Genomic DNA, 20,151 nt, shown 5'->3' with positions numbered 1-20,151 from the left:
CGGACTGAGAGGTGGTTTGTTGGCCGACTAGGAGCATTCCCTAGTGCGGATCAGGCGGCGAGGTTCGTTCGCCGATGTGACCGGGCGGGCGCCGGAAGGGCCCGAACCGGATCGGCCTCAGCCTGGCCGATGCGGAAACCGGCAAAGGTGTTGGCCAGCTGCCGCGCTTCGTGATTGAGGTTGCGGGTGGCGGCATTGGTCTGTTCGACCATCGCCGCGTTCTGCTGCGTCATGCTGTCCATCGCGCCGATGGTTTCACTGACGTTCCGCAGCGCGATACTCTGTTCGCTGACCGCATCGGCGATGCGGCTGACGGCATCGGTGACGTCGCTGACCCGCGCGATGATGGTTTGCAGCGCCGATCCGGTTTCGTTGACCAGCTCCACCCCGGTGCGGACATGGCCGGTGACGGCCTCGACCCGCGCCTTGATCTCGCTTGCCGCTTCGGTCGCGCGCATCGAGAGCGCACGCACTTCGGAGGCAACCACCGAAAAGCCCTTGCCCGCCTCGCCCGCGCGCGCGGCCTCGACCCCGGCGTTGAGAGCGAGCAGGTTGGTCTGGAAGGCGATATTGTCGATCATTGCAGTGATCTCCGAGATCTCACCGCTCGCGGTTTCGATCTGATCCATCGCCTGGATCGCCCGGCCGACCACCGCGCCGCCGCTGGTGGCTTCCTCGCGCGCCTCGCGCATCGCGCCGCTGACCCCGACGGCGAGGCTGGCGTTCTGTTCGATATTCGCCGACAGGCTTGCCATCGTGCTGGAGGACAATTGCAGGCGCGCGGCCTGATCTTCGGACCGGCTGGCGAGATCGCTCATCGCGTGCTCGATCTCTTCGCTGGTCAGATTGATCGCGCCGATGCTCTCGTTCACCGCGCCCATCGCATGAGCCAGCCGCCCGATCGCGCCGTTGAAATCCTCGGCCAGCGACTGGAAGGCGGGCGGCATGTTGGTGAGCCGCACGGTGAGATCGGATTGCGCCACGGCGGCCAGATGCTCGCCGATGCGGGCGACGGCATCCTCGCGCTCGGCGACGGCGCGCTGGCGCTCTACCGCCGCGTCGCGGAACAGCAGCATTGCCTGCGCCATGGCGCCCAGCTCGTCGCTGCGATCGGTGCCCGGAATGGCGATATCATTTGCCCCGCGCGAAAGATCGGTGACGGCTTTCGTTAGTTGCGCGATCGGTTGGGCGATCGAGCGGGTGAGCGCACGCGACAGCACCAGTGCCAGGCCGATCAGCATCGCCGCACCCAGGCCCAGCGCCACCCAGGCCATGGTGATAACCGCGGCCTGCCATGCGCTCTGCTCCTCGATCGCGGCGTGCTGGGCATCGCGGATGTCGCGCAAGGGGTTGACGGCATCGCTCACCAGCACTTTCTTGCCTGCCGCCCGGATCGCCGCCTGCGCGCTGTCGCGGCCGCCGGCCTTGACCACGGCCACATATTTGTCGCCCCAGTCACGCCGCCATTTGAGGGTTTCCGCGCGGCTGATCCGGACCTTCTCCTGAAGGCCCGGATCGGTCAGCTGCGTTTCCAGTTCGGCCGAGATACGATCGTAATCGTCACGGCCCTCGTAGTAGGATTTGAGGTAGCTCTGATCGCCCGTCACCAGAAACCCGCGCAGCTGGCTGTTCTGCCGCAGCAAGGCGGTTTCGAGCCCCAGCACGTTGGCGAGGATCGCCTGACTTTCCGTGTTGCGCGCCGTCACCGACGAAATCATCGCAAGGCTGACACCGCAAGCGATCATCACCGCAGCGGCGACGACATTGAGCAGCACGAAAGCAAAGCCAAGGCGGCGCGGGATATTCATCCGGTCAAGCATGGCAGGGGGTCCTCTCGTCCATTTCCGGTCTGCGATCGTCAGAATGTGTAACGCAGCGATGCCGTGACCGTGCGGCCGTTCATCACCTGAGCGTTGGCGATGCCCGAGGGCGGGATCGTCGCTGCGGCGAGTTGCACGACCGCCAGTTCGTCAAGCACGTTGAAGGCGTTGACCGCGACCGTCAGCCGCTCTGTCGGGCGGAACTGCACGAAGGGGCTCACCAGAACGTAACCGGGCTGAATCAGCTGGTTGCTGTCCTGCGCGTAGCTTTCCGTCGTGCCGTTGATGACGGCGCCGAAGGTGACGTTCTTCAGCTCGACCGTCGGCCGGGCGAAGAAAGCGAGATCGGGGATGTGGCGCGGGGTGTTGCCGTTGAAGCTGGTGTCGATCTTGTCATCATCGATGCTGGCATCGGTGAAGGTCGCGCCCACCGTGATGGCGAAGGGCCCCTTGCGCCATTCGCCTTCGAATTCGATACCCTTGGCGCTGTAGGTGCGGTTGACCTCGATCACCACGACCTGACCGGCGGCATCGGCCCCGATCTGGAAATTGCGATCATCGGTCGAGGCCCAGAAGCCGGTAACGAAGGCGCTGAGATTGTCCTTGCGGAACTTCACGCCGGCCTCTGCCTGCTTGACGATGCTGAAGGCCACCGTCGGATCGATCAACGCGCCCGAGGCAGGGTTCAGCGAGCCGATCCCGAGAATGCGTTCGGCATTGGCGCGGCCGCCACGGCTGTAACGCGCGAAGGCCGAGAGGCTGTCGGCAAAGCGGTAATTCACGCCGGTCGAATAGGACAGATAATCATAGTCGTAATCGACCGCTGCGGGCTGGGTGAGCGGCAGGATCGCGACCCGAGTTTCGGCATCCGAAATGACGCCATCGCCATTGACATCGATCGCGGCCTGGCCATTTCGACCGGGGAAGGCGGAGGAGAAAACGTTCCCGTCAACCGTGCCCTTGTCCCAGCGCACGCTCGCACCGATGGCGAGCTTGCCGATCTGCCAGTTAATCGAGCCATAGGGCGCGGTGATGCTGTAATCGAGGTCGTACCTCGTGTGGTAGGTCGACAAGGGCACCGCAAAGCCGAAGCCATAGGCGTTGACCCCGTTGTCGGTGAGCGCCGTGCCGCCGGCGTCGAACAGGTTGACCGGCGCATTGCGGCCGCCCCCGGCAATGTCGTTGATCGCGTTTGCGAAATTCCAGTACATGTCGATCGACTGCGCCGAGGTATAGACGCCGCCGGTGGTCGTCAGAACCCCTTTGCCAAGATCCCACACACGACTGGCGCGCAGGTCGTTGGTGACATTGTCCAGCGCGTTCAACTGGGCATTGATGGCGATCGAATAGGCCAGCAGGCGCGCATCGTTGATGGGCTGGCCCGCATTCGGCCCGGCGGCATAGCTCAGGGTCGCACCCGGTCCGCCGAACAGGCCCGCCAGCACCGGGGCGGGCAGGGTGACCATGGCGATCGATTCATTGTATTCGCCGCTGATGTCGGCGAAGCGGAAACGATTGGTGACCGTCCATTCGCCAATGTCGAATTGCGCTTCAAGACCCAGTGAGGACGTGATGCCCCGCAGCCCGTTGCGGGCATCGTAGCTGGTGGGATTGTTGTTCTGATCGACCCCCGGATAGCGTGCCGTCAACGGCGATCCGTAGGCATCGTCCTTGATAGCGTTGCCCGGCAGGTTGCCGACAACCGGATTTTCGTCCGTACCGCTCAGAGTGATCGGATAGAGCGAGTAATTGGGCTGCCGATCATCCATGAATTTGCCGTAGATGCGGATATAGCCGCCCTCGAACTCCTTGGTGACATTGGCTTTGATCTGGCCGCCGCGGAACCCGTCATAGCCGATGGCGCGCGGGCCTTCGCCCTGCCGGTAGAAGCCGCCGACGTGGAAACGCCAGCCGTCGCCGAGCGGGCTGCCATAAGCAAAGTCGATCCGCTTCAGGTCATGGCCGACACCGCTCGAAACCTGAAGCATCCCGCCAGCATGCTGCCCGGTGCGCGAAATGAAGTTGATCAATCCGCCCGGAGAGTTCGAGGCAAACGTCGAAGCCGAACCGCCGCGGATCGCCTGCACCTGGGCCAGCGTAAGGTCGGCGCGCAGGAACTGGTCGATCCCGGCGAAGTGAATATCGCCGAACTCGAGCACGGGCAGGCCGTCCTCCTGCAGCTGCAGAAACTTGGAGCCATCGGCCGAAAGCGGCAGGCCGCGGATGGTGATGGCCGAGAAGCCGTCGATATCCGAAGTCTCGGACCGGATGCCAGGAATGTTCTGCATGATCCCGGCGATCGAACTGACCGACAGTTGCGACAGGTCATGATCGTCGATCACGCTCGCGGAAATCGCGGTGTCGAGCAGGTCGCGTCCCTTGGCGACGCCGGTGGTGAAGGCGCGCTTGGTACTGGGGGCGGCGGGCTCTGCCGCCTGTTCGCCGGTCACGTCGTCGGCTGCTGTGCCGTTATCGCCGTCAGCTGCGGTGGCGAGGGCAGGGGTGGCCGCAGTGGTTGCCAGCAGCATTGCCGCAAAACCCGTGTAGAAACGCATTTTCTCGAAGCTCCAAATTGATACCGTCCAAGGCGGAGCGTCGGGATAGGCGCGCTGGTTTTAACCCTGATGCGACAGGAGGGTGGGTAAAGTTACGAGGGGCATGACAACCGCCATGCCTGCGGAATTTCCCTTAGGCTGGGATGGGATAGTGTTGGGTTGGCGTTCCTATGCTGCCCTCCGACCCGATACCATAAAGAGGCCGCACGCTTGACCTTTCCGCTTTCCTCCCGTTTTCTTGCCGACACCGATTTCGTCCCGGATCGTGCCGTGCCGCAACTGGTGGTGGAGGCGCGCAAGGCACGCGCTTTCGGCAAGCCGCTCGCTGCGGCGCTGATGATGGCGCTCGCCCGGGTGCTGCCACGCGTTCCGGCGCTGTTCGACCGGCTCGAGCACTGGCCCGGCGATCTGGCTGCCGATGGAGTGGTGTTCCGCCTCAATGCCGGGCTTCACGCTCTCGCGCTTGCCGGGAAAGCAGGCGCGCTCGAGCGGCTTTACGGCGTTGCCGCGCCGCCTGCGATGGTTTCGCCCGACCGGCTCGATGCCGCACTTGTCGCGGTGCTGCAAAAGCATCACGAGGAACTGCTCGGATGGCTGGCGCATCCGACACAGACCAACGAAACCCTGCGCGTGGCGGGGTTGGTTGCGGCGCTGCTGGAACTGGAGAAAGATCGCGCGGGGGCCTGCGAAGTACTGGAACTGGGAGCGAGCGCCGGGCTCAATCTCAACTTCCCGCTTTATGCCGTAGAGCTGGGAGACGCCGCGATGTGTGCGCCCGACAGCCCCGTGCGGCTCCGGCCCGAATGGCGTGGGCAAGCGCTGCCTGCCGCGCCGCTGACCATCACCGGGACGCGAGGGGTCGATCTCCATCCGCTCGATGTTGCCAATCCGGTCGATCACGATCGGCTTAAGGCATATGTCTGGCCTGGCGAGACGGCGCGCGCGGCGCGGCTCGAGGCGGCGATCGGCCTTGCGAAGCGCACGCCGCCGCAGGTCGAGGCAGGACTGGCAAGCGCCTGGCTGGTGCGCCAGCTGGCCGAGCCGCAGCCTGCCGGGGTGCGCCGCGTGGTGTTTCACTCGATGGTCCTGCAATATGCGGCCCCGCCCGAACGTGCAGCGATCGACGCTGCGCTCGCGCTGGCGGGCGCGACGGCAACTCCGGACCGTCCGCTCGCCCGGGTCGGCATCGAATGGCGTGCTGACCGGAAGATCGTCGAGATCAGGATCGCCGAATGGGACGGGCGAACACAAAGCGGCACACCGCGGCTGGCGGCTGTGTGCCACCCCTATGGCGAGTGGATCGACTGGCGTGGCCTGTAAAGGTCGCGACTAGCGCCAATCCCTAGGTTCGCCTTTCGGCTCTGCCAAACTCTCGTCCCCTATCAGGCACGCTGCACTCGAAGAAGCCGCGTTCGCACTGGGAGCCGGCATACGGGGGGAGCAGACCATGACATTCAAGACAAGATTGCTGTTGTTTGCCGCCAGCGGGGCGCTGGCAATGCCGGCTTGGGCCGACGAGGGTTCGAAGGAAGCCGAAACCGACGCGGAAGCCGAAGCCGTAGAGGCAACCGAAGCACAAAAGCCTGCGGCGGAAATCTTCTCCACCGGCATGGCCAAGGGCCGCGACCGGCTCGACAGCGCGACGTCGACGTCATCGCTGAAGGGCGACGACATCCAGCGCTTCGGCCCGCGTCCGCTTGGCGACGTGCTGCGCACCATGGCGGGCCTGCGTGTCGCGACCGGCATTGGCGAGGGCAACAACAACTACACCGTGCGCGGCCTGCCGCTGGCGGCGGGCGGTTCGAAATATATGCAGTTCCAGGAAGACGGGCTGCCGGTGCTCGAATTTGGCGATCTCTTCAATGTCGCCACCGATGTCTACCTGCGCAACGACTTCACCGTGAACGCGATCGAGACCATCCGTGGCGGTTCGGCTTCGACCTTCGCCTCGAACTCGCCGGGCGGGATCGTCAACATCATCTCGCGCACCGGCGAGCAGGAAGGCGGCCGGGTGCAGGTGACGGCGGGCCTCGACTTCGACGAGAAGCGGATCGATTTCGATTACGGCGCGAAGCTGGGCGAAAACACCCGGATGTATGTCGGCGGTTTCTACCGTCAGGGCGAAGGCCCGCGCGACATCGGCTTTACCGGCTGGCGCGGCGGGCAGATCAAGGCCAACATCACCCGCACGTTCGAAGGCGGCTATGTTCGCGCCTATTTCAAGCTGCTCGACGACCGCTCGCCCACCTTCGCACCCTATGCGGTGAACATTACCGGCACCAATGACAACCCGATCATCCGCAGCTTTCCCGGTTTCGATCTGCGCCGGGATTCGACGCTGTCGGGCTTTCTTGGCCCGGTGATCACGCTCGATCGCAACAACCAGCCTGTCGCCCTGCCGATCGCGACCGGGCAGAGCGCCAAATCGAAGTCGGTGGGCTTCGAGGCGCAGTTCGATCTGGGCGGTTGGACGATCACCGAAAAGATGCGTTACGCGGTGAACGGTGGCGATTTCAGTCGGATGTTCCCCAATCGCCAGAACACCGTGACGGCCTTCGCCAATGCGATCGGCGGTCCGGGGTCGAGCGCGGCCTATGCCAGCGGACCGCTGGCCGGTCAGCCGATTGCCGACGGCGCCCTGATCAACGGCAATGGGCTGCTGTCGCTCTATTTCGTCAGCTTCGTGCGGGCCAAGTCACTCGACAACTTCACCAATGATCTGCGCGCGAGCAAGGTCTGGGAAGTGGGCGGCGGCAAGCTGACCACCACCGGCGGACTCTACCTCGCCACGCAGGAACTCGACACGACGTGGCTGCACACCGCGATGATCGTCGATGCCAATGGCGGGGGCGAGACCGCGCAGGTCGATATCTTCAACGCCGCGGGCGATCCGCAGACGCTGAACGGCTATTTCGCCTTCGGGCGCGAGAGCAGCCTGTTTCGGCGCATCTTCGACGTCGATTACCGCGTGCTGGCGCCCTATGGTTCGGTCAACTTCCACATCGGCAAGCTCGCCGTGGGCGCGAGCCTGCGCTATGACAGCGGGCGCGTGCGCGGGCAGCTGTTCGGTGCGGATCTCGGCGGGGGCCGTGTGGGCCTCACCAGCTTCGATTTCAACCAAGACGGCGTGATCGTCCCGGCCGAAGCGCGCACCGCCTTCCTGCCGCTCGATCGCCCGGCACCGGTCAATTACGACTATGGCTACCTCAACTACTCGATGGGCGTGAATTACCGCGTCGCCGAGCCGTTTTCGATCTTTGCGCGCTATAGCCGCGGAGGGCGGGCGGCGGCCGACAAGGTGCTGTTCACGCCCACGGTTGATCCCTTGACCGGCAATGTTCCGAGCGGTGACCAACAGGACACGGTCATTCAGTACGAAGGCGGCTTCAAGCTGCGGCGCGGCGGGATCACGGTCAACGGCACGGTCTTCAAGGTCGAAGCCGAGGACCAGAACGTTCTCAACGGCGCGGCCAACGCCACGAACCGCACCTACGAGGCCGAAGGCGTGGAGCTGGAAGGCAATATCGTGCGCGGGCCGTTCAGTCTGATGCTGGCTGCGACCTATACGCAGGCCAAGATCACCGAAGACCGGCTCAACGCCGCGCTCACCGGCAATGAACCGCGCCATCAGCCCGACTGGGTTTTCGTCGCTGTCCCGCAGGTCGATCTGGGCAAGTTTGCCGCGGGCGCGAATATCGTGACGATCACCAGCTCCTACGCGCAGGACAGCAACAATCTGCGGATGCCCGGCTTCACCACGGTCGGCGCTTTCGCAGAATTCCAGCCGGCCGAGAACCTGCAACTGACCGTGAGCGCGCAGAACCTGTTCAACACGCTCGGCATTTTCGAGGTCAATCAGGGCAGCGTGCCTGCCAACGGGATCGGCTTTGCCCGCGCTGCCAACGGCAGGACGGTGCAAGCCTCGCTACGGCTGGCGTTCTGACACGGCGAGGGGGGCTCGCCCCCCTCTACCATCTGGCACCAGAAAAAGGGGCCGGCGAATGATCGCCGGCCCCTTCCTTTTTTTGTCTTGCGGGTGGGTGTCAGTGCTGGCTGCGAAAGGCGCTGAGGAACACCAGCTCGCGCAGCTGCGCATCGGCGGGCAGGCCCAGTCCGGTAAGGTCGGCGATCCCGACGATCCGCTCGTTGTCGTTGCATTCGGACAGCACGATGCGGTGCGGCAGGATCCGCTCACCCGTATCGAGCGAGTAGAAGGCCTGCACCACCGGGCGCAGAGGGTCCTTGCGGTCCTCGTCGATCACCATCGCCAGCTTGCGGCTTTGCAGCATCACGAAGGCGCCGACGGGATACAAACCCACGACCTCGACGAACTGTGCGAGAATGTCTTCGTCGAAAGCGCCCGCCTGCGCACGCAGCGCCTCGACCGCAGCGGCCGGATCGAGACCGGGCGCAGTGCCGTTCCCGGCCAGCAGGAATTCGAAGGAATCGCAGATCGCCGCCATGCGCGCGACCATCGGGATCTCGTCCCCGGTCAGCTGTTGGGGATAGCCGTGGCCGTCGATCCGCTCGTGATGCATCAGGCAGGCGTCCAGCACCAGCTGCGGCAGGTCGGTGTCGTTTTGCAACACCCGGTGGCCGAGCATCACGTGCTGGCGCCACACCCGCTCGCTGCGATGACGCAATTCGCCGAGCGAGGCATGATCCGCCTGCGGGAGATAGTTCACCCCGATATCGAGCAGCAGCCCGGCCAGTCCGCAATTGTGGACCTCCTGCGGCGGCAGGCGCATCCGGTCGGCCAGCGCCACCATCAGCGCGCTCACCGACAGGGCGTGGCGGAAGACGTCCTCGTGCTTGAGCTTGCAGCGCATCAGTCCGCTGAAGGCCTGCGGATTGCGCCGCACCGATGCGAGGATATCGCTCACCACCGGCTCGACCTTGCGCACGTCGAGCGCCTTGCCGAGCCGGGCGGCGATGAAGGTCTGACTGAGCCGGTCGCGCGCCTGCTGGGCGATGGTGGCGGCGGCCTCGACCTCCTGCGCCATCGTCGTGCGCGATGGGGCCGCGACCTGCGCGACCGCGCGCTGCCTGATCCGTTTGGCGCGGGAGACCGGCTGTGCTGCGGCTTGTGCCGAATCGGGAGCATCGCAAGGCGCGGCCTTGGTTTCGACATCGCGCCCACGCGATGTGTCGATCACCACGCCGCGCAAACGGCTTTCGCGAATCGCGGCAAGCCTGTCGGCATCCTCGATCACAAATCCCGCTTTCCAGAACGGATGGTCGAACCAGCCTCCTTCGAATTTGTGGACGAACATGCCCAGTTCGACTTCGGAAGCGGCCACTGTCTTAAGCATCCTGTCGGCCCCTGCTGTGCATTGATTGGTTAGAGGATTAGCGCGAGTGCCTTTGCGATTGGCGCAGCCGGCCCTCGGTAAATCCCCTAGGTGCCGGGTGGGCCATCGTCTCGAAGCCAGATTATGCGGAGGCCGCGCCTCTGTGCTTGCCCTTACGCGGTAGGCGCGAATTTGTTCGCCGCTGCGCAGGTATCGCAGGGCCGACAGGCAAGGCTGCGGGTCGCGACAGGGCACCCCCGGCCGGGCCGCGAACGCCATGAAGAGGTTGAGCGACAATGGCCGATGTTAAGGTTCTGGTGGTCGACGATTCGGCCGCGATGCGCGCGCTGTTCTGCGACATTCTCGACAATGCGAAAGGCGTGAAGGTGTGCGGCACGGCCAAGAACGCCGATGAAGCGCGCGATCAGCTCGATGCGCTCAAGCCTGATGTGCTGACGCTCGACGTCGAAATGCCGGGCATGAGCGGGATGGAATTTCTGGAAGAGGTTATGACAACCCGGCCGATGCCGGTGATCATGCTGTCCAGCATCACCCAGGCCGGCACCGGCACCGCCCGGCGCGCGCTCGATCTGGGGGCGGTGCATTGCTTTCCCAAGCCGCTCCACACCTCACGCGAGGAGTTCGATGCGACCGTGCGCCAGCTCGGCGACATCGTGCTCAAGGCTGCGGCGGGCGAATTGAAACCCGGCGGCGAGGGAGGCGATACGGGGGCTAGCGGGGCGCGCTACCGCTCCGACGGGCGCATCGTCGCGCTTGCCTGCGGGGCGGCGGGGATCGAAAGCGCGCGGCAGGTGCTCGCTGCCTATGATGCTGCCTGCCCGCCCACTGTCGTCGTGTTCGATGCCGATCCTGCCGCAGTCGAGAACGCAGTGCGCGCGATGCGCCACTCGCTGCCGTGCCAGCTGGGCGATGCGGTGGACGGGGTGTCGCTCGAAATCGGCAAGGTGTGGCTGGCGCATGATCCGACCCGCCATGTGATCATCGAGGCGGGCAAGCCGCCGCGGCTGCGACTGGTCGAGCGCGATCCGATCAACGGTTGCCGCCCCTCGGCCGACCTGCTGTTCGGCTCGCTCGCGCGCAGCGGATTGCCGGCGCTGGGCGGGCTGCTGACCGGCAGCGGCGCCGATGGCGTGCGCGGCCTCGGTATCCTCGCCGAGACCGGGGGCAAGGTCTTCCACCAGCGTCCCGCCGACTACGCCCCGCGTGACCGCTACGACGCGGTACGCGCCCAGGGGCTCGACCTCGCCGATCTCAGGCAGGAAGCGATCCCGGAGTGGATACTGGAGCAAACCAACGCCGCGAATTGATCGCAGCGAGGCCCGAACGCCTGCCCGTCAGCAACCGATGCCATCCCGGACGCGAGGCTGCCGCCGAAGAACGGTCAACTGACCTCGAAGGTGACAGTTCCGCTCATCGAATGGCCGTCAGCCGCAGCGGCTTGCCAGCGCACTTCGTAGGTTCCCGCCGGCAGGGGCTTCTTCAGGGCGAGCGTCATGGTCCGGCCATCAGGCGACCAGCTGGCGGTGAAGTTGCGGATCGCCATCTCGCCATGGTTCGCCATTCCCGGCATCGCGGTCATCACGATGCTGGCAGCGGCGCTGGACGCTTCGACGGGCTGGCTGAACGTGAGTATGATGGCCTTGGGCGCCTTGACCTCGCTTCCCGCTGTCGGCGTGGACGCGGCCAGCTTCACGTGGGCCAGAAGCGCGGAGGGTGCGATTGCCGAAAGCGCGAGGGCGGCGAGAAGGGCGGGGATACGCATGGATGTGTCCTTGCTGTTGATCAGAACCAGAAACGGATGCCGGCGACAAGGCTGGTGACGGAGGGATCTTCGCCGCGTGCGCGGGCGAAGTCGGCCCCTGCGCCGGTGCGCCAGGATTGCTCGATGCCAACATAAGGCGCGAATTCGCGCCATATTTCATAACGCAACCTGGCACCGACCTCGATCCGATCGAGCCCTGCGCCCACGCCGAGCAGGGGAATGTCCTGCGCCGACAGGTTCGCCTCAATGCGGGGCTGAATGATCAGGCGCTGGGTGATGCGCTGATCGACCTCTGCTTCGATCCGTGCCGTCACATCGGCCCGATGCGAAAGGAACAGCGCGGCATCAATTTCGAACATATAGGGTGCAAGGCCCTGCACGCCGATTACCGCATGGGTGGTGTCCGGCCCGGCGATATCGTGCCGGAGGCCCGCCTGCACGTCCCAGAAGGGCGCGAAAGCCTTAGCATAGAGTGCCTGCACCTCGGCCTCATCGGACTTCTCGCCGAATGTGCCTTCGCCTTCGGACTTGAACCACAGCCGTTCGGTGGGGCCGCCGTAATAGCCTTGAATGTCCCACAGATAGATGTCTTCACCTTCGCGCACCTGCGCTTCCAGCCGGTCGCCCTGAAACCAGAAGACGGGGAAATCGCCATGGGTGCGGCGCAATTCTTCGCGCGAGGCGGCCATGGCCTCTGCCCCCCAGATCGCATCGGCCGCGCGCGGCGGCCCGCTTCCGGCAGCGGCAGGCGGCGAGGTTTCCATGGTCGGGCCGGGGGAGACGGGCTTTTCCGCCGCGCCCATATTGTGCCCCGCATGCGGATCGGCTTCGGGCGCGGCCATGTCATGGCCCGCGTGCGAATCCTGCTGCGGTTCCTGTTGGGGCATTTCGTGGTGCTGGTGCTGCGCCATCGCCGGGAAACCCAGCATCGCGGCCAGTGCGACAATAGGAGTCCTCACCGGCCCGCCTCCGGCCCCATCACCGTGACGGTCTGCATCATCCCGCCATGCATGTGGTAAAGCAGGTGGCAGTGGAACGCCCAGTCGCCCGGTTCATTGGCGGTCAGATCGAACTGCGCGGATGCGCCGGGCTGGACGATCACCACGTTCTTCCTCGGCTGGTGCGCGGCATCTTCGCCATTGACCAGCTCGAAGAACATCCCGTGAAGGTGGATCGGGTGCGCCATCATGGTGTTGTTGACGAGCTTGACGCGCACCCGCTCGTTAAAGGCGAAGCGGATCGGCTTGTCCGAGACGGCAGAATACATCTCGCCGTCGAAGGACCACATATAGCGTTCCATGTTGCCGGTGAGATGGAGCTCGAGCAAACGCGATGGGCGGCGCGTGTCGCGGTTGGGTTCCAGCGCCGAGAGCATCCGGTAATTGAGCACGCGGTGGTCGACATCGCGCAGGCCGAGACCGGGATCGCCCAGCTTGTCGACCGGGGCCATGGAGACCATGTCGATGCCCGGCCCCACCTTCACATCGGGCGGCAGCAGCAGCGTGTCACGCATCTTCATGCCTTCCATGCTGTGCCCGGCACCCATATCGCCATGGTTCATGCCCATGTCGCCCATGTCGAGCAGCGAGGGCTTGCGCAGCGGCGGGATCGCCGCGCGCGCGCCGGGGCGGCTGGCAAGGGTGGCGAGCGCCATGCCGGAACGGTCCATGCTCTCCGCGACGATCGTGTAGGCTTCCGCCGCGCCGGGCTCGACGATCACGTCGTAGATTTCGGCAGTGCCGATCTGGAACTCGTCGACTTCCACAGGCTTCACGTTCTGGCCGTCGGCGGCGATCACCGTCATGGGAAGGCCGGGGATGCGGAGGTTGAAAAAGCTCTGCGCGGCACCGTTGATGATCCGTAGCCGCACCCGCTCGCCGGGGCGGAACAGGTATTCCATCCCCTCCTTCGGTCCGCGCCCATTGGCAAGGTAAGTGTAGGTGGAGCCGGTCACGTCGGCGATGTCGGTCGCGGGCATGCGCATCTCGGCCCACATCCGGCGGTCTTCGGCAGAGAGGGGATATTCGTCGGCCCAGCTCGTTTGCTGGTAGTTGAAATAGCCCTCGCCCTTCCTCAGCCGGTCCATGATGAAATGGGGGTGGAGCGGGGTGAATTCGCTCAGCAGCAGGATATAATCGCGATCATATTCCGCCGGTTCGTCGCCCACCGGATCGATGATCAGCGGGCCGTAATGCCCCTGCTGCTCCTGAAGACCCGAGTGAGAGTGATACCAGTAGGTCCCTGCCTGCCGGACCGGGAATTTGTAGGTGAAGGTCTGCCCCGGACTAATGCCGGGAAAGCTGATCCCCGGTACGCCGTCCATGTGGAAGGGCAGCAACAGCCCGTGCCAGTGGATCGAGGTGTCCTGGTCCAGATGGTTGGTGACGTTGAGGCGGACGTTCTGGCCCTCGCGCAGTCGGATGAGCGGCCCCGGCACCGAGCCATTGACCGCGATACCGTGACCCTTGCGCCCCTGCACTAAGCGCTCGCCTTGCCCGACGGACAGGTCGATCACCGGGCCGGAGAGACTGTCGAAGCCGACCTTGATCGGCGCGCCGCCGCGCTTTGGGTGGACCGAATGCCCCTGCGCCCAGGCAGGCGTCGCGGTCAGCCCAGCGGCGGCGCCCACGGCTCCGACAAAGCCGCGGCGGGATAGAGAAAAGTTGGTCATGGCGTCCTATCCGCGGCGCGCGCGGATCGGGTTGCCGGCGGCTTCGGGCCTGGGCGGCATGCTGAAGGCGGCGAGGATCGGGCACGGCCCGTCACCGCCGTGCGCGCAGTCCGTCACCAGTGTCTCGAGCGCGCTGCGCATCGTCTGCAGCGTCGCGATCTTCTCGTCGATTGCGGCGATCCGCGCCTCGGCAAGTGCACGCGCGGTGGCACGATCATGCTGGTCGAGGCTCAGCAGCGTCGCGATTTCTTCAAGGGTGAATCCCGCCGTCTGCGCCGCGCGGATCGAGCGCAACCGCTCGAGATCGCTGTCGGCGTAGCGCCGCGCGCCGCTGCCGCGCGGCGGCTCGGCCAGCAGCCCGCGCCGCTGGTAAAAGCGCACCGTCTCCACCGAAACACCGCCCGCACGGGCGAGATCGCCGATTTTCATGATTGCCTCTTGAAACCGTACCACACTACGGGACTTATATACGGGTAATCCTGAAGCGTTCAACGGAAACCTCGTCATGTCCTCACCCGCAAAAACCGCCGTTCTCTACCGCATGGTGATGCCCAGCCACACCTGCCCCTACGGCCTCAAGGCGCGCCACCTGCTGCGTTCGCGCGGCTTCGCGGTGGAGGATCATCACCTCACCACGCGCGAGGAGACCGACCGCTTCAAGGCCGAACACAGGGTCGAGACCACCCCGCAGACTTTCATCGACGGGCAGCGCATCGGCGGCTATGACGATCTGCGACGGCACTTCGGCCTCAAGGTCGCCGACCCGAATGCGACGACTTATCGCCCGGTGATCGTGCTGTTCGCGCTGATGGCTCTGATGGCGCTCGGCGCGGGTTTCGTTGCAACGGGCGAAGCGGTCTCGATCCTCGCTGCGGAATGGTTCGTCAGCTTCTCGATGGTGGGCCTCGCCTATCTGAAGCTCCGCGATATCGAGAGCTTTGCGACGATGTTCTTGAATTACGACCTGCTGGCGAAGCGATAGGTGCCCTATGGCGCGATCTATCCCTATGCCGAGGGTCTGGCGGGGCTGCTGATGACCGCCCATGTGCTCGATTGGGTGTCGGTGCCGGTGGCGCTGTTCATCGGCACGATCGGCGCGGCGAGTGTGTTCAAGGCGGTCTATATTGACCGGCGCGAACTTAAATGCGCGTGCGTCGGGGGAAACAGCAACGTGCCCCTCGGATTCGTATCGCTCACCGAAAACCTGATGATGATCGCCATGGCGCTTTGGATGGTGTTCAAAGCCGTGATGTAGGAACGGCATTGTCGCGCACGGACTGTGGCGAAATTGGCTGGGAAGGCATTCCGACCAACCTCCTCAGGCCAAGGTCGGCGGTGGAACCGAGTGAGCCGTGGAGTTTCAAACGACGAAAAGTGGTCGGGGAGACAGGATTCAGGCCTGTGCCCTTCACGCAAATTTAACCATGCAAAAACAGCGGTTTGAGCACGAGCATGTTACCCGTGTGCGAGGTAAATGGCGAAGAAATGGCTAGGTTGGCAAGGCGCCAAACGGAGTTATCGACTCGTTTTTCCCACGTCTCGTTTGCCTGCCCGATTGCCTTAACAGGTGTTCGGTCGAGCCCAGCTTCGTCTTAACCTAGTCGGCCGAAGTGGCCTTCATATCTGGGATAAGCGGTCAATGCGGACTTTTTCAGGCTTCCGGGTGCTTTACGCGGTCTGATCGCAAAACTAATGCCTTGTGAGCAAAGTCCGCTCGTGGCATGGCGGAACAGATAAGGAACAAATAGGGATTCGTCATGCACTCAGTTGAACTTTGTGCCGGCGCCGGCGGACAAGCAATCGGCTTAGAGAAAGCGGGCTTCGAACATGAGGCCCTAGTGGAGATCGATCGTCACTGCTGTGAGACGCTGCGGTTGAATCGGCCGAAGTGGAGCGTGATCGAGGACGACGTTCGTGTGTTTAAGGATCGCTCCGGCGACTTCAAGGGAGTGGAGTTGGTCGCAGGGGGCTTGCCTTGCCCCCCTTTCTCTGTGGCGGGCAAGCAGCTCGGTGCGCTGGACGAGCGCAACCTGTTCCCCGACGCGCTCGACATTATCGACGCCGTGCGACCCAAGGCCGTTATGATCGAGAACGTTCGAGGCTTTCTAGACGCAGTGTTCGAAGACTACCGGGCAAGCCTCAAGGTTCAACTGCGCAAGCTTGGATATGAAGCCGACTGGCGTCTTCTGAACGCGTCTGACTTCGGCGTGCCACAGCTCCGTCCGCGGGTGGTTATCGTGGCTACCAAGAGGGAGTTCTGGAGCGACTTCGCCTGGCCCTGCACCGAGCGTTATAACCCCAAGACTGTGGGTGAGACACTTTATCCACTAATGGCCGCGAACGGGTGGCTGGGTGCCGAGGCTTGGCGCGATCGGGCAGATGAGATCGCACCCACCGTGGTTGGTGGGTCGAAAAAGCATGGCGGTCCAGATCTCGGGCCAACTAGGGCCCGTGCCGCGTGGGCCAAGCTGGGCGTTGAAGGCCGCACCATCGCCGAAGAAGCACCCGCCGCTGACTTCGTGGGTATGCCCCGCCTGACTGTCCCCATGGTGGCCCTCATCCAAGGCTTCCCTCCAGAGTGGAAGTTTGCCGGTCGCAAGACTGCGGCATACAGGCAAGTGGGCAATGCCTTCCCACCGCCCGTCGCGACTGCCGTTGCGACTGAGCTCAGGAAGGCGATCAGCGTTAGGCGATCCCTAGCCGTTGCTTGAGCAGAGGCTTTTTGGCGGGGTTTTCCCAGTCCCTGATCAGCTGGCGGTGGTTGGGTGGTAAGTCCCGCCAGTTGTGGAGGGTGTAGGTGCTGCGGGTAAAGCCCTGCGGTGTGCGGTAGCGTCCGCTAGTAATCTCCAATCCGATGACGGGATAGCGCAAGTCGCGTAGGCGCTTCTGCCAGTCCTCCTGTCGCTCCGTGGCGTTCGCTACGAATTCGATCACGTTCGAGTCCACTGGCTGACCGATGTGCAGCTTTAACAAGTGGGCAATGCGCTCGTGCACAGACTCGTAGGCGAGGAGCTCGGCCATCTCGTCCGGGTCGTAAGACTGGAAGTGGTCGCGCTTCCCGTTGTTGCATTCGCCGCAAATAGCCCAGAGGTTCTCGATCACGGTGAGGCCACCCCAAGCCTGCGGGACCTTATGGTCTATCTGGAGTTTCACACGGTCGTCTGCGACGGTCTTGCCGCACATCTGGCAGCGCCCCTTTGCGAGGTTGAGTGCCTCGGCGCGGAGGCGGCCCGAGATTACGCCGGAATCGGTAACGCTGGTTTTGCGGGCACCGAGCTTGTAAACGTAGCGGCCACCCTCGAAGGTGCCGGGGACGTCGTAGTATTTCCTCAGGCTACGAAGCCTTCTGTCGAGGTGCATCTGGTCGGCACCCACGTCGAGCGTGTCCTTGAGCTGGTCTATGTCCAGTCCATCGGGATGTTGCCTCAGTAGATCCAAGATCGCTTTGGCGACGTGGTTGAGCTTGCTGTCGCAGTCATCGATTCCAGTGGGGTCAGTCATGCGCGGAGGGTGGCAGCAGTTCAACGATGGGTCAACATTGGGCCGGGACCGCTAGCGTCTGTCCGTCAAGATTGGACCTATGAAGATTAATGATGAGATCCTCAATGATTTAGCATGACTTTAATCACGCCTTGATGCCATTATGGTCATGATCAAGGAAATTGAATCTGACATTCTTCGCTGCAGAAATTATATTGCGCTGAATCTCAATTGTTTGATTCATGTCAGGTCGAAGGGCTTCAATTTCGTCAGCCACGGACTGGAGCTTTTCTGCTGACTTGACAATCTCACGCTCTGCACGACGTAAATTGATGATGATACTAAGTATATTTGATGTGTTTTGCGACGGAAGACGCCCATCAATTAAAAGCGTAGTCCAGCCACTCGACTTTTGGACAAAGAATTTTCCGCTATGAGAGGCTAGAGATATTTTGCCCTGAATAGCATCATTTATGATACCATTCTCCGCTTTGCTTATTCTTCTCTTGATACTGAGGCGATCTCTTTCTGCTTCCACTTCTGCCTGCTTGGTATTTAATTGGATCAATGATTTCAGGGCCTCTGACGACAGCTTTTCAAGGGCTTTGCGGTCCCTCGCAAGTTCATCGGTCCTGCGTTGTAATCCTTCCCTGTTTGCCGTGAGCTTGCGTCTGGCGGTATCGATATCCCCTTGAATAATCGAAATTTCAGCCGCCCGCCCGTCGAGTGCAGCGCGATCAGCGAGTAGTGCGGCGCGCTCTGCCTGCAGTCCAGCCTCTTTCTTTCCAAGCTCCTGCCGCCTCGACGCGATCTCACGCATCTGCTCCCGTGCACTGGCGTCAAGCGTGGCTGCTTGACGTTTCTGGGTTTCTGCGGCGGCGAGAAGACCGTCGAGTTTCCGCTCCCTATCGCCTAGGGTCGTTTCGCGCAGGGCCAGGGCACGTTCGCTGATTGCCACGGTCCGCTCGCGTTGGACGAGGGACCGAAGCCGCTTCCTCATCCGCAACAGCCGCTCGGCCATACGTCGGCGAGCCAGTGCCGTGCGCTGCAGTAGGTCACGAAGCCCGTTGATTGCCGCCGGCCAAGGTTGACGTGCAACGTTACGCTCGACTTCCGTTGATGCAAGTTGCTCGGTGGTGCGCCGAGGAGTTTCCCGGTCCGCTGCGTGGCGCAAAAGAAGCTGTAGCTGCGCCGCCGTCTCCACCTCTGCTTGGCGTATCGTTGACGTCCGACGCACAAGGTCGGCTTCGCGTTGATCGAGCCGAGCTCTATCTCGCTCAACTTCACCCGCCTTGGCTGCGACAGCAGCATCACGCCGAAGTAGGTCAGCGCGTGACCGATCGAGTGCGGCCAGCTCTTCGCGCTGCTTCACTTCCGCTATGGCAATGGCTTCCTCGCGCCGTTGAAGATCCGCCAGCAGCAGTTTCCGCTCGGTTTCAAGGTCGGTCCGGTAGGCCAGCAGGCTACGGCGTTCCTCCTCTATTTCTCCCACCTGCCGGGCAAACTCTCGGATGCGAAAGGCCAGTTCGTCCTCAGCGCGTCGCAGGGCTAGCGTCCGCTGCTCCTGCTCGAAGCCGATGTGGTCGAGTTCGCGTTCACGTTCCTCGAGCTGTTGCCGGAATTCTTTCAGGGGAGTGTGGCGCTTGTTTTGGCCGACCGTATCTTCACCCCGGGCCAAGCCAAGATGCTGAACGTGACGATGATACTGGTCTTGCATATCGCGCAACGCATAGCGGCTTTTGCCCATTACGCGATCGTAGGAGAGGCGCCAAACCTTCGGGGCGAGCGCCTCCTCCATTGCTCGCCGTGCGACAGCTTCCGGCGTTTTAGGCCGGGCGCCCCTCTTGCGGACGATATCCTCGTAAAGCGGCAAACAGATCACGTGCAGATGCGGCGTGCTCTCATCCAGATGCAGCTTTGCGGATAGCATGCCCCTCGGGTGGCGCTTGCGGATGAATTCGAGTGAGCAGTTGATCCACTCTTCGCATTCACTGCGTTCCTTGCCTTTGAACCATTCCGGTGATGCGGTGATCATGTATTCCACCGCGATAACCTGACCTGGGGCGACCGTGATGCCACATTGGGACATTAGCTTTTTCCCGTGTGCGACGACGGAAAGCCCCCTTCGGTCCACGAATTCATGGGGTGCAGGGCGTCCTTCGATGGTGGAGCGTTCACGTTGATCGCGGCCGTTGTGGCGGGCTGCCTCCGCAACGTCCTCCCATGTCTTCAGGCGCGTGCAGCGGCAAATGGCGTAAAGTTTCTTGGTCATGACAACACACCAGTTCAGTGGGGTAATTAGGGGTCGGTTAGTTCACTCACTCTGGGTCAATTCGCTGAATTGACCCCCGTTCGCGTCCGGCACCAGCCGGCCGGGAGTGGCCCTTCGCGTGTGCTGCGGGCCAGCCTCGTCGGGGCCGAGGCAAAGGGGGCCGCGCCATTGACGGCGCATGTTCGAACCGATCGTAACCGCAGACGCGGTGAGCGGCTGGAGCGACGACCACCCTGCCGGTTGATCAGCTCCAGCCGCACGATCGGATCGACCAAGAAC

Annotated in this window: 13 protein-coding genes and 1 pseudogene; 5 read left to right on the top strand and 9 right to left on the bottom strand. The window is 63.4% G+C overall.

The annotated features are described in order from the left end of the window. Window positions 1-50: 50 nt before the first annotated feature. Together E2E27_RS14185 and E2E27_RS14180 are read right to left on the bottom strand one after the other, a co-directional pair. On the bottom strand, window positions 51-1,820 hold the full coding sequence (locus tag E2E27_RS14185) for a methyl-accepting chemotaxis protein (protein ID WP_141460194.1): 1,770 nt from the start codon (window positions 1,818-1,820) through the stop codon (window positions 51-53). A gap of 38 nt (window positions 1,821-1,858) precedes the next feature. Next, the gene (locus tag E2E27_RS14180) at window positions 1,859-4,375 is read right to left on the bottom strand and encodes a TonB-dependent receptor domain-containing protein (RefSeq protein ID WP_234036068.1); all 2,517 of its coding nucleotides are present in this window, start codon (window positions 4,373-4,375) and stop codon (window positions 1,859-1,861) included. Window positions 4,376-4,585: 210 nt separating this feature from the next. Between E2E27_RS14180 and E2E27_RS14175 the strand changes: the two genes are divergently transcribed. Together E2E27_RS14175 and E2E27_RS14170 are read left to right on the top strand one after the other, a co-directional pair. Continuing rightward, window positions 4,586-5,695 carry a DUF2332 family protein gene (locus tag E2E27_RS14175; RefSeq protein ID WP_141460192.1) on the top strand — a complete coding sequence of 370 codons (1,110 nt, stop codon included), beginning with the start codon at window positions 4,586-4,588 and terminating at the stop codon, window positions 5,693-5,695. A 127-nt stretch (window positions 5,696-5,822) separates the two neighbouring features. Further along, on the top strand, window positions 5,823-8,318 hold the full coding sequence (locus E2E27_RS14170; protein ID WP_141460190.1) for a TonB-dependent receptor domain-containing protein: 2,496 nt from the start codon (window positions 5,823-5,825) through the stop codon (window positions 8,316-8,318). 100 nt (window positions 8,319-8,418) lie between these two features. On the opposite strand, the gene E2E27_RS14165 is transcribed toward E2E27_RS14170, so the two are convergent. After that, window positions 8,419-9,687, bottom strand: a complete 1,269-nt coding sequence (locus E2E27_RS14165) for an HD-GYP domain-containing protein (RefSeq protein WP_181443457.1) — start codon at window positions 9,685-9,687, stop codon at window positions 8,419-8,421. A 275-nt stretch (window positions 9,688-9,962) separates the two neighbouring features. Between E2E27_RS14165 and E2E27_RS14160 the strand changes: the two genes are divergently transcribed. Continuing rightward, window positions 9,963-10,994, top strand: a complete 1,032-nt coding sequence (locus E2E27_RS14160; RefSeq protein WP_141460186.1) for a response regulator — start codon at window positions 9,963-9,965, stop codon at window positions 10,992-10,994. 74 nt (window positions 10,995-11,068) lie between these two features. On the opposite strand, the gene E2E27_RS14155 is transcribed toward E2E27_RS14160, so the two are convergent. From E2E27_RS14155 to E2E27_RS14140, 4 genes are read right to left on the bottom strand one after another with little or no spacing between them, the layout of a single operon-like run. Further along, window positions 11,069-11,449 carry a copper resistance protein CopC gene (locus E2E27_RS14155; protein WP_141460184.1) on the bottom strand — a complete coding sequence of 127 codons (381 nt, stop codon included), beginning with the start codon at window positions 11,447-11,449 and terminating at the stop codon, window positions 11,069-11,071. A gap of 20 nt (window positions 11,450-11,469) precedes the next feature. Beyond that, window positions 11,470-12,408, bottom strand: coding sequence for a copper resistance protein B (locus E2E27_RS14150; RefSeq protein ID WP_234036067.1), 939 nt, complete (start codon window positions 12,406-12,408; stop codon window positions 11,470-11,472). Then, window positions 12,405-14,120, bottom strand: coding sequence for a copper resistance system multicopper oxidase (locus E2E27_RS14145; protein ID WP_141460182.1), 1,716 nt, complete (start codon window positions 14,118-14,120; stop codon window positions 12,405-12,407). Before E2E27_RS14145 ends, E2E27_RS14150 begins: the two co-directional genes overlap by 4 nt. A 6-nt stretch (window positions 14,121-14,126) precedes the next feature. After that, window positions 14,127-14,549: a MerR family transcriptional regulator gene (locus E2E27_RS14140; RefSeq protein WP_141460181.1), complete on the bottom strand. Its 423-nt coding sequence runs from the start codon at window positions 14,547-14,549 to the stop codon at window positions 14,127-14,129. A 76-nt stretch (window positions 14,550-14,625) separates the two neighbouring features. On the opposite strand from E2E27_RS14140, the pseudogene E2E27_RS14135 reads away from it, so the two are divergent. Together E2E27_RS14135 and E2E27_RS14130 are read left to right on the top strand one after the other, a co-directional pair. Continuing rightward, window positions 14,626-15,375 (top strand): annotated as a pseudogene (locus E2E27_RS14135) (MauE/DoxX family redox-associated membrane protein). 502 nt (window positions 15,376-15,877) lie between these two features. After that, the gene (locus E2E27_RS14130; protein ID WP_141460179.1) at window positions 15,878-16,831 is read left to right on the top strand and encodes a DNA cytosine methyltransferase; all 954 of its coding nucleotides are present in this window, start codon (window positions 15,878-15,880) and stop codon (window positions 16,829-16,831) included. On the opposite strand, the gene E2E27_RS14125 is transcribed toward E2E27_RS14130, so the two are convergent. Both E2E27_RS14125 and E2E27_RS14120 read right to left on the bottom strand, forming a co-directional pair. After that, window positions 16,806-17,621 (bottom strand): HNH endonuclease, encoded by an 816-nt coding sequence (locus E2E27_RS14125; RefSeq protein ID WP_141460177.1) that lies wholly within the window; start codon window positions 17,619-17,621, stop codon window positions 16,806-16,808. The two genes, E2E27_RS14130 and E2E27_RS14125, sit on opposite strands and share 26 nt — an antisense overlap. A 124-nt stretch (window positions 17,622-17,745) precedes the next feature. Continuing rightward, a complete protein-coding gene (locus tag E2E27_RS14120; protein WP_141460175.1) occupies window positions 17,746-19,872 on the bottom strand; it encodes a plasmid recombination protein in 2,127 nt (708 codons plus the stop codon). Window positions 19,873-20,151: the final 279 nt, after the last annotated feature.

Origin of the sequence: Porphyrobacter sp. YT40 (genome assembly GCF_006542605.1) — a bacterium.
GTDB lineage: Bacteria > Pseudomonadota > Alphaproteobacteria > Sphingomonadales > Sphingomonadaceae > Erythrobacter.
This window is presented reverse-complemented; position numbering and strand designations above follow the sequence as displayed.

Bases quoted from the DNA above. Each gene is read 5' to 3' on its own strand.
- E2E27_RS14165 (WP_181443457.1), bottom strand. From the start codon at position 9,687: ATGCTTAAGACAGTGGCCGCTTCCGAAGTCGAACTGGGCATGTTCGTC.
- E2E27_RS14170 (WP_141460190.1), top strand. From the start codon at position 5,823: ATGACATTCAAGACAAGATTGCTGTTGTTTGCCGCCAGCGGGGCGCTG.
- E2E27_RS14180 (WP_234036068.1), bottom strand. From the start codon at position 4,375: ATGCGTTTCTACACGGGTTTTGCGGCAATGCTGCTGGCAACCACTGCG.
- E2E27_RS14155 (WP_141460184.1), bottom strand. From the start codon at position 11,449: ATGCGTATCCCCGCCCTTCTCGCCGCCCTCGCGCTTTCGGCAATCGCA.
- E2E27_RS14130 (WP_141460179.1), top strand. From the start codon at position 15,878: ATGCACTCAGTTGAACTTTGTGCCGGCGCCGGCGGACAAGCAATCGGC.
- E2E27_RS14185 (WP_141460194.1), bottom strand. From the start codon at position 1,820: ATGCTTGACCGGATGAATATCCCGCGCCGCCTTGGCTTTGCTTTCGTG.
- E2E27_RS14140 (WP_141460181.1), bottom strand. From the start codon at position 14,549: ATGAAAATCGGCGATCTCGCCCGTGCGGGCGGTGTTTCGGTGGAGACG.
- E2E27_RS14160 (WP_141460186.1), top strand. From the start codon at position 9,963: ATGGCCGATGTTAAGGTTCTGGTGGTCGACGATTCGGCCGCGATGCGC.
- E2E27_RS14120 (WP_141460175.1), bottom strand. From the start codon at position 19,872: ATGACCAAGAAACTTTACGCCATTTGCCGCTGCACGCGCCTGAAGACA.
- E2E27_RS14125 (WP_141460177.1), bottom strand. From the start codon at position 17,621: ATGACTGACCCCACTGGAATCGATGACTGCGACAGCAAGCTCAACCAC.
- E2E27_RS14145 (WP_141460182.1), bottom strand. From the start codon at position 14,120: ATGACCAACTTTTCTCTATCCCGCCGCGGCTTTGTCGGAGCCGTGGGC.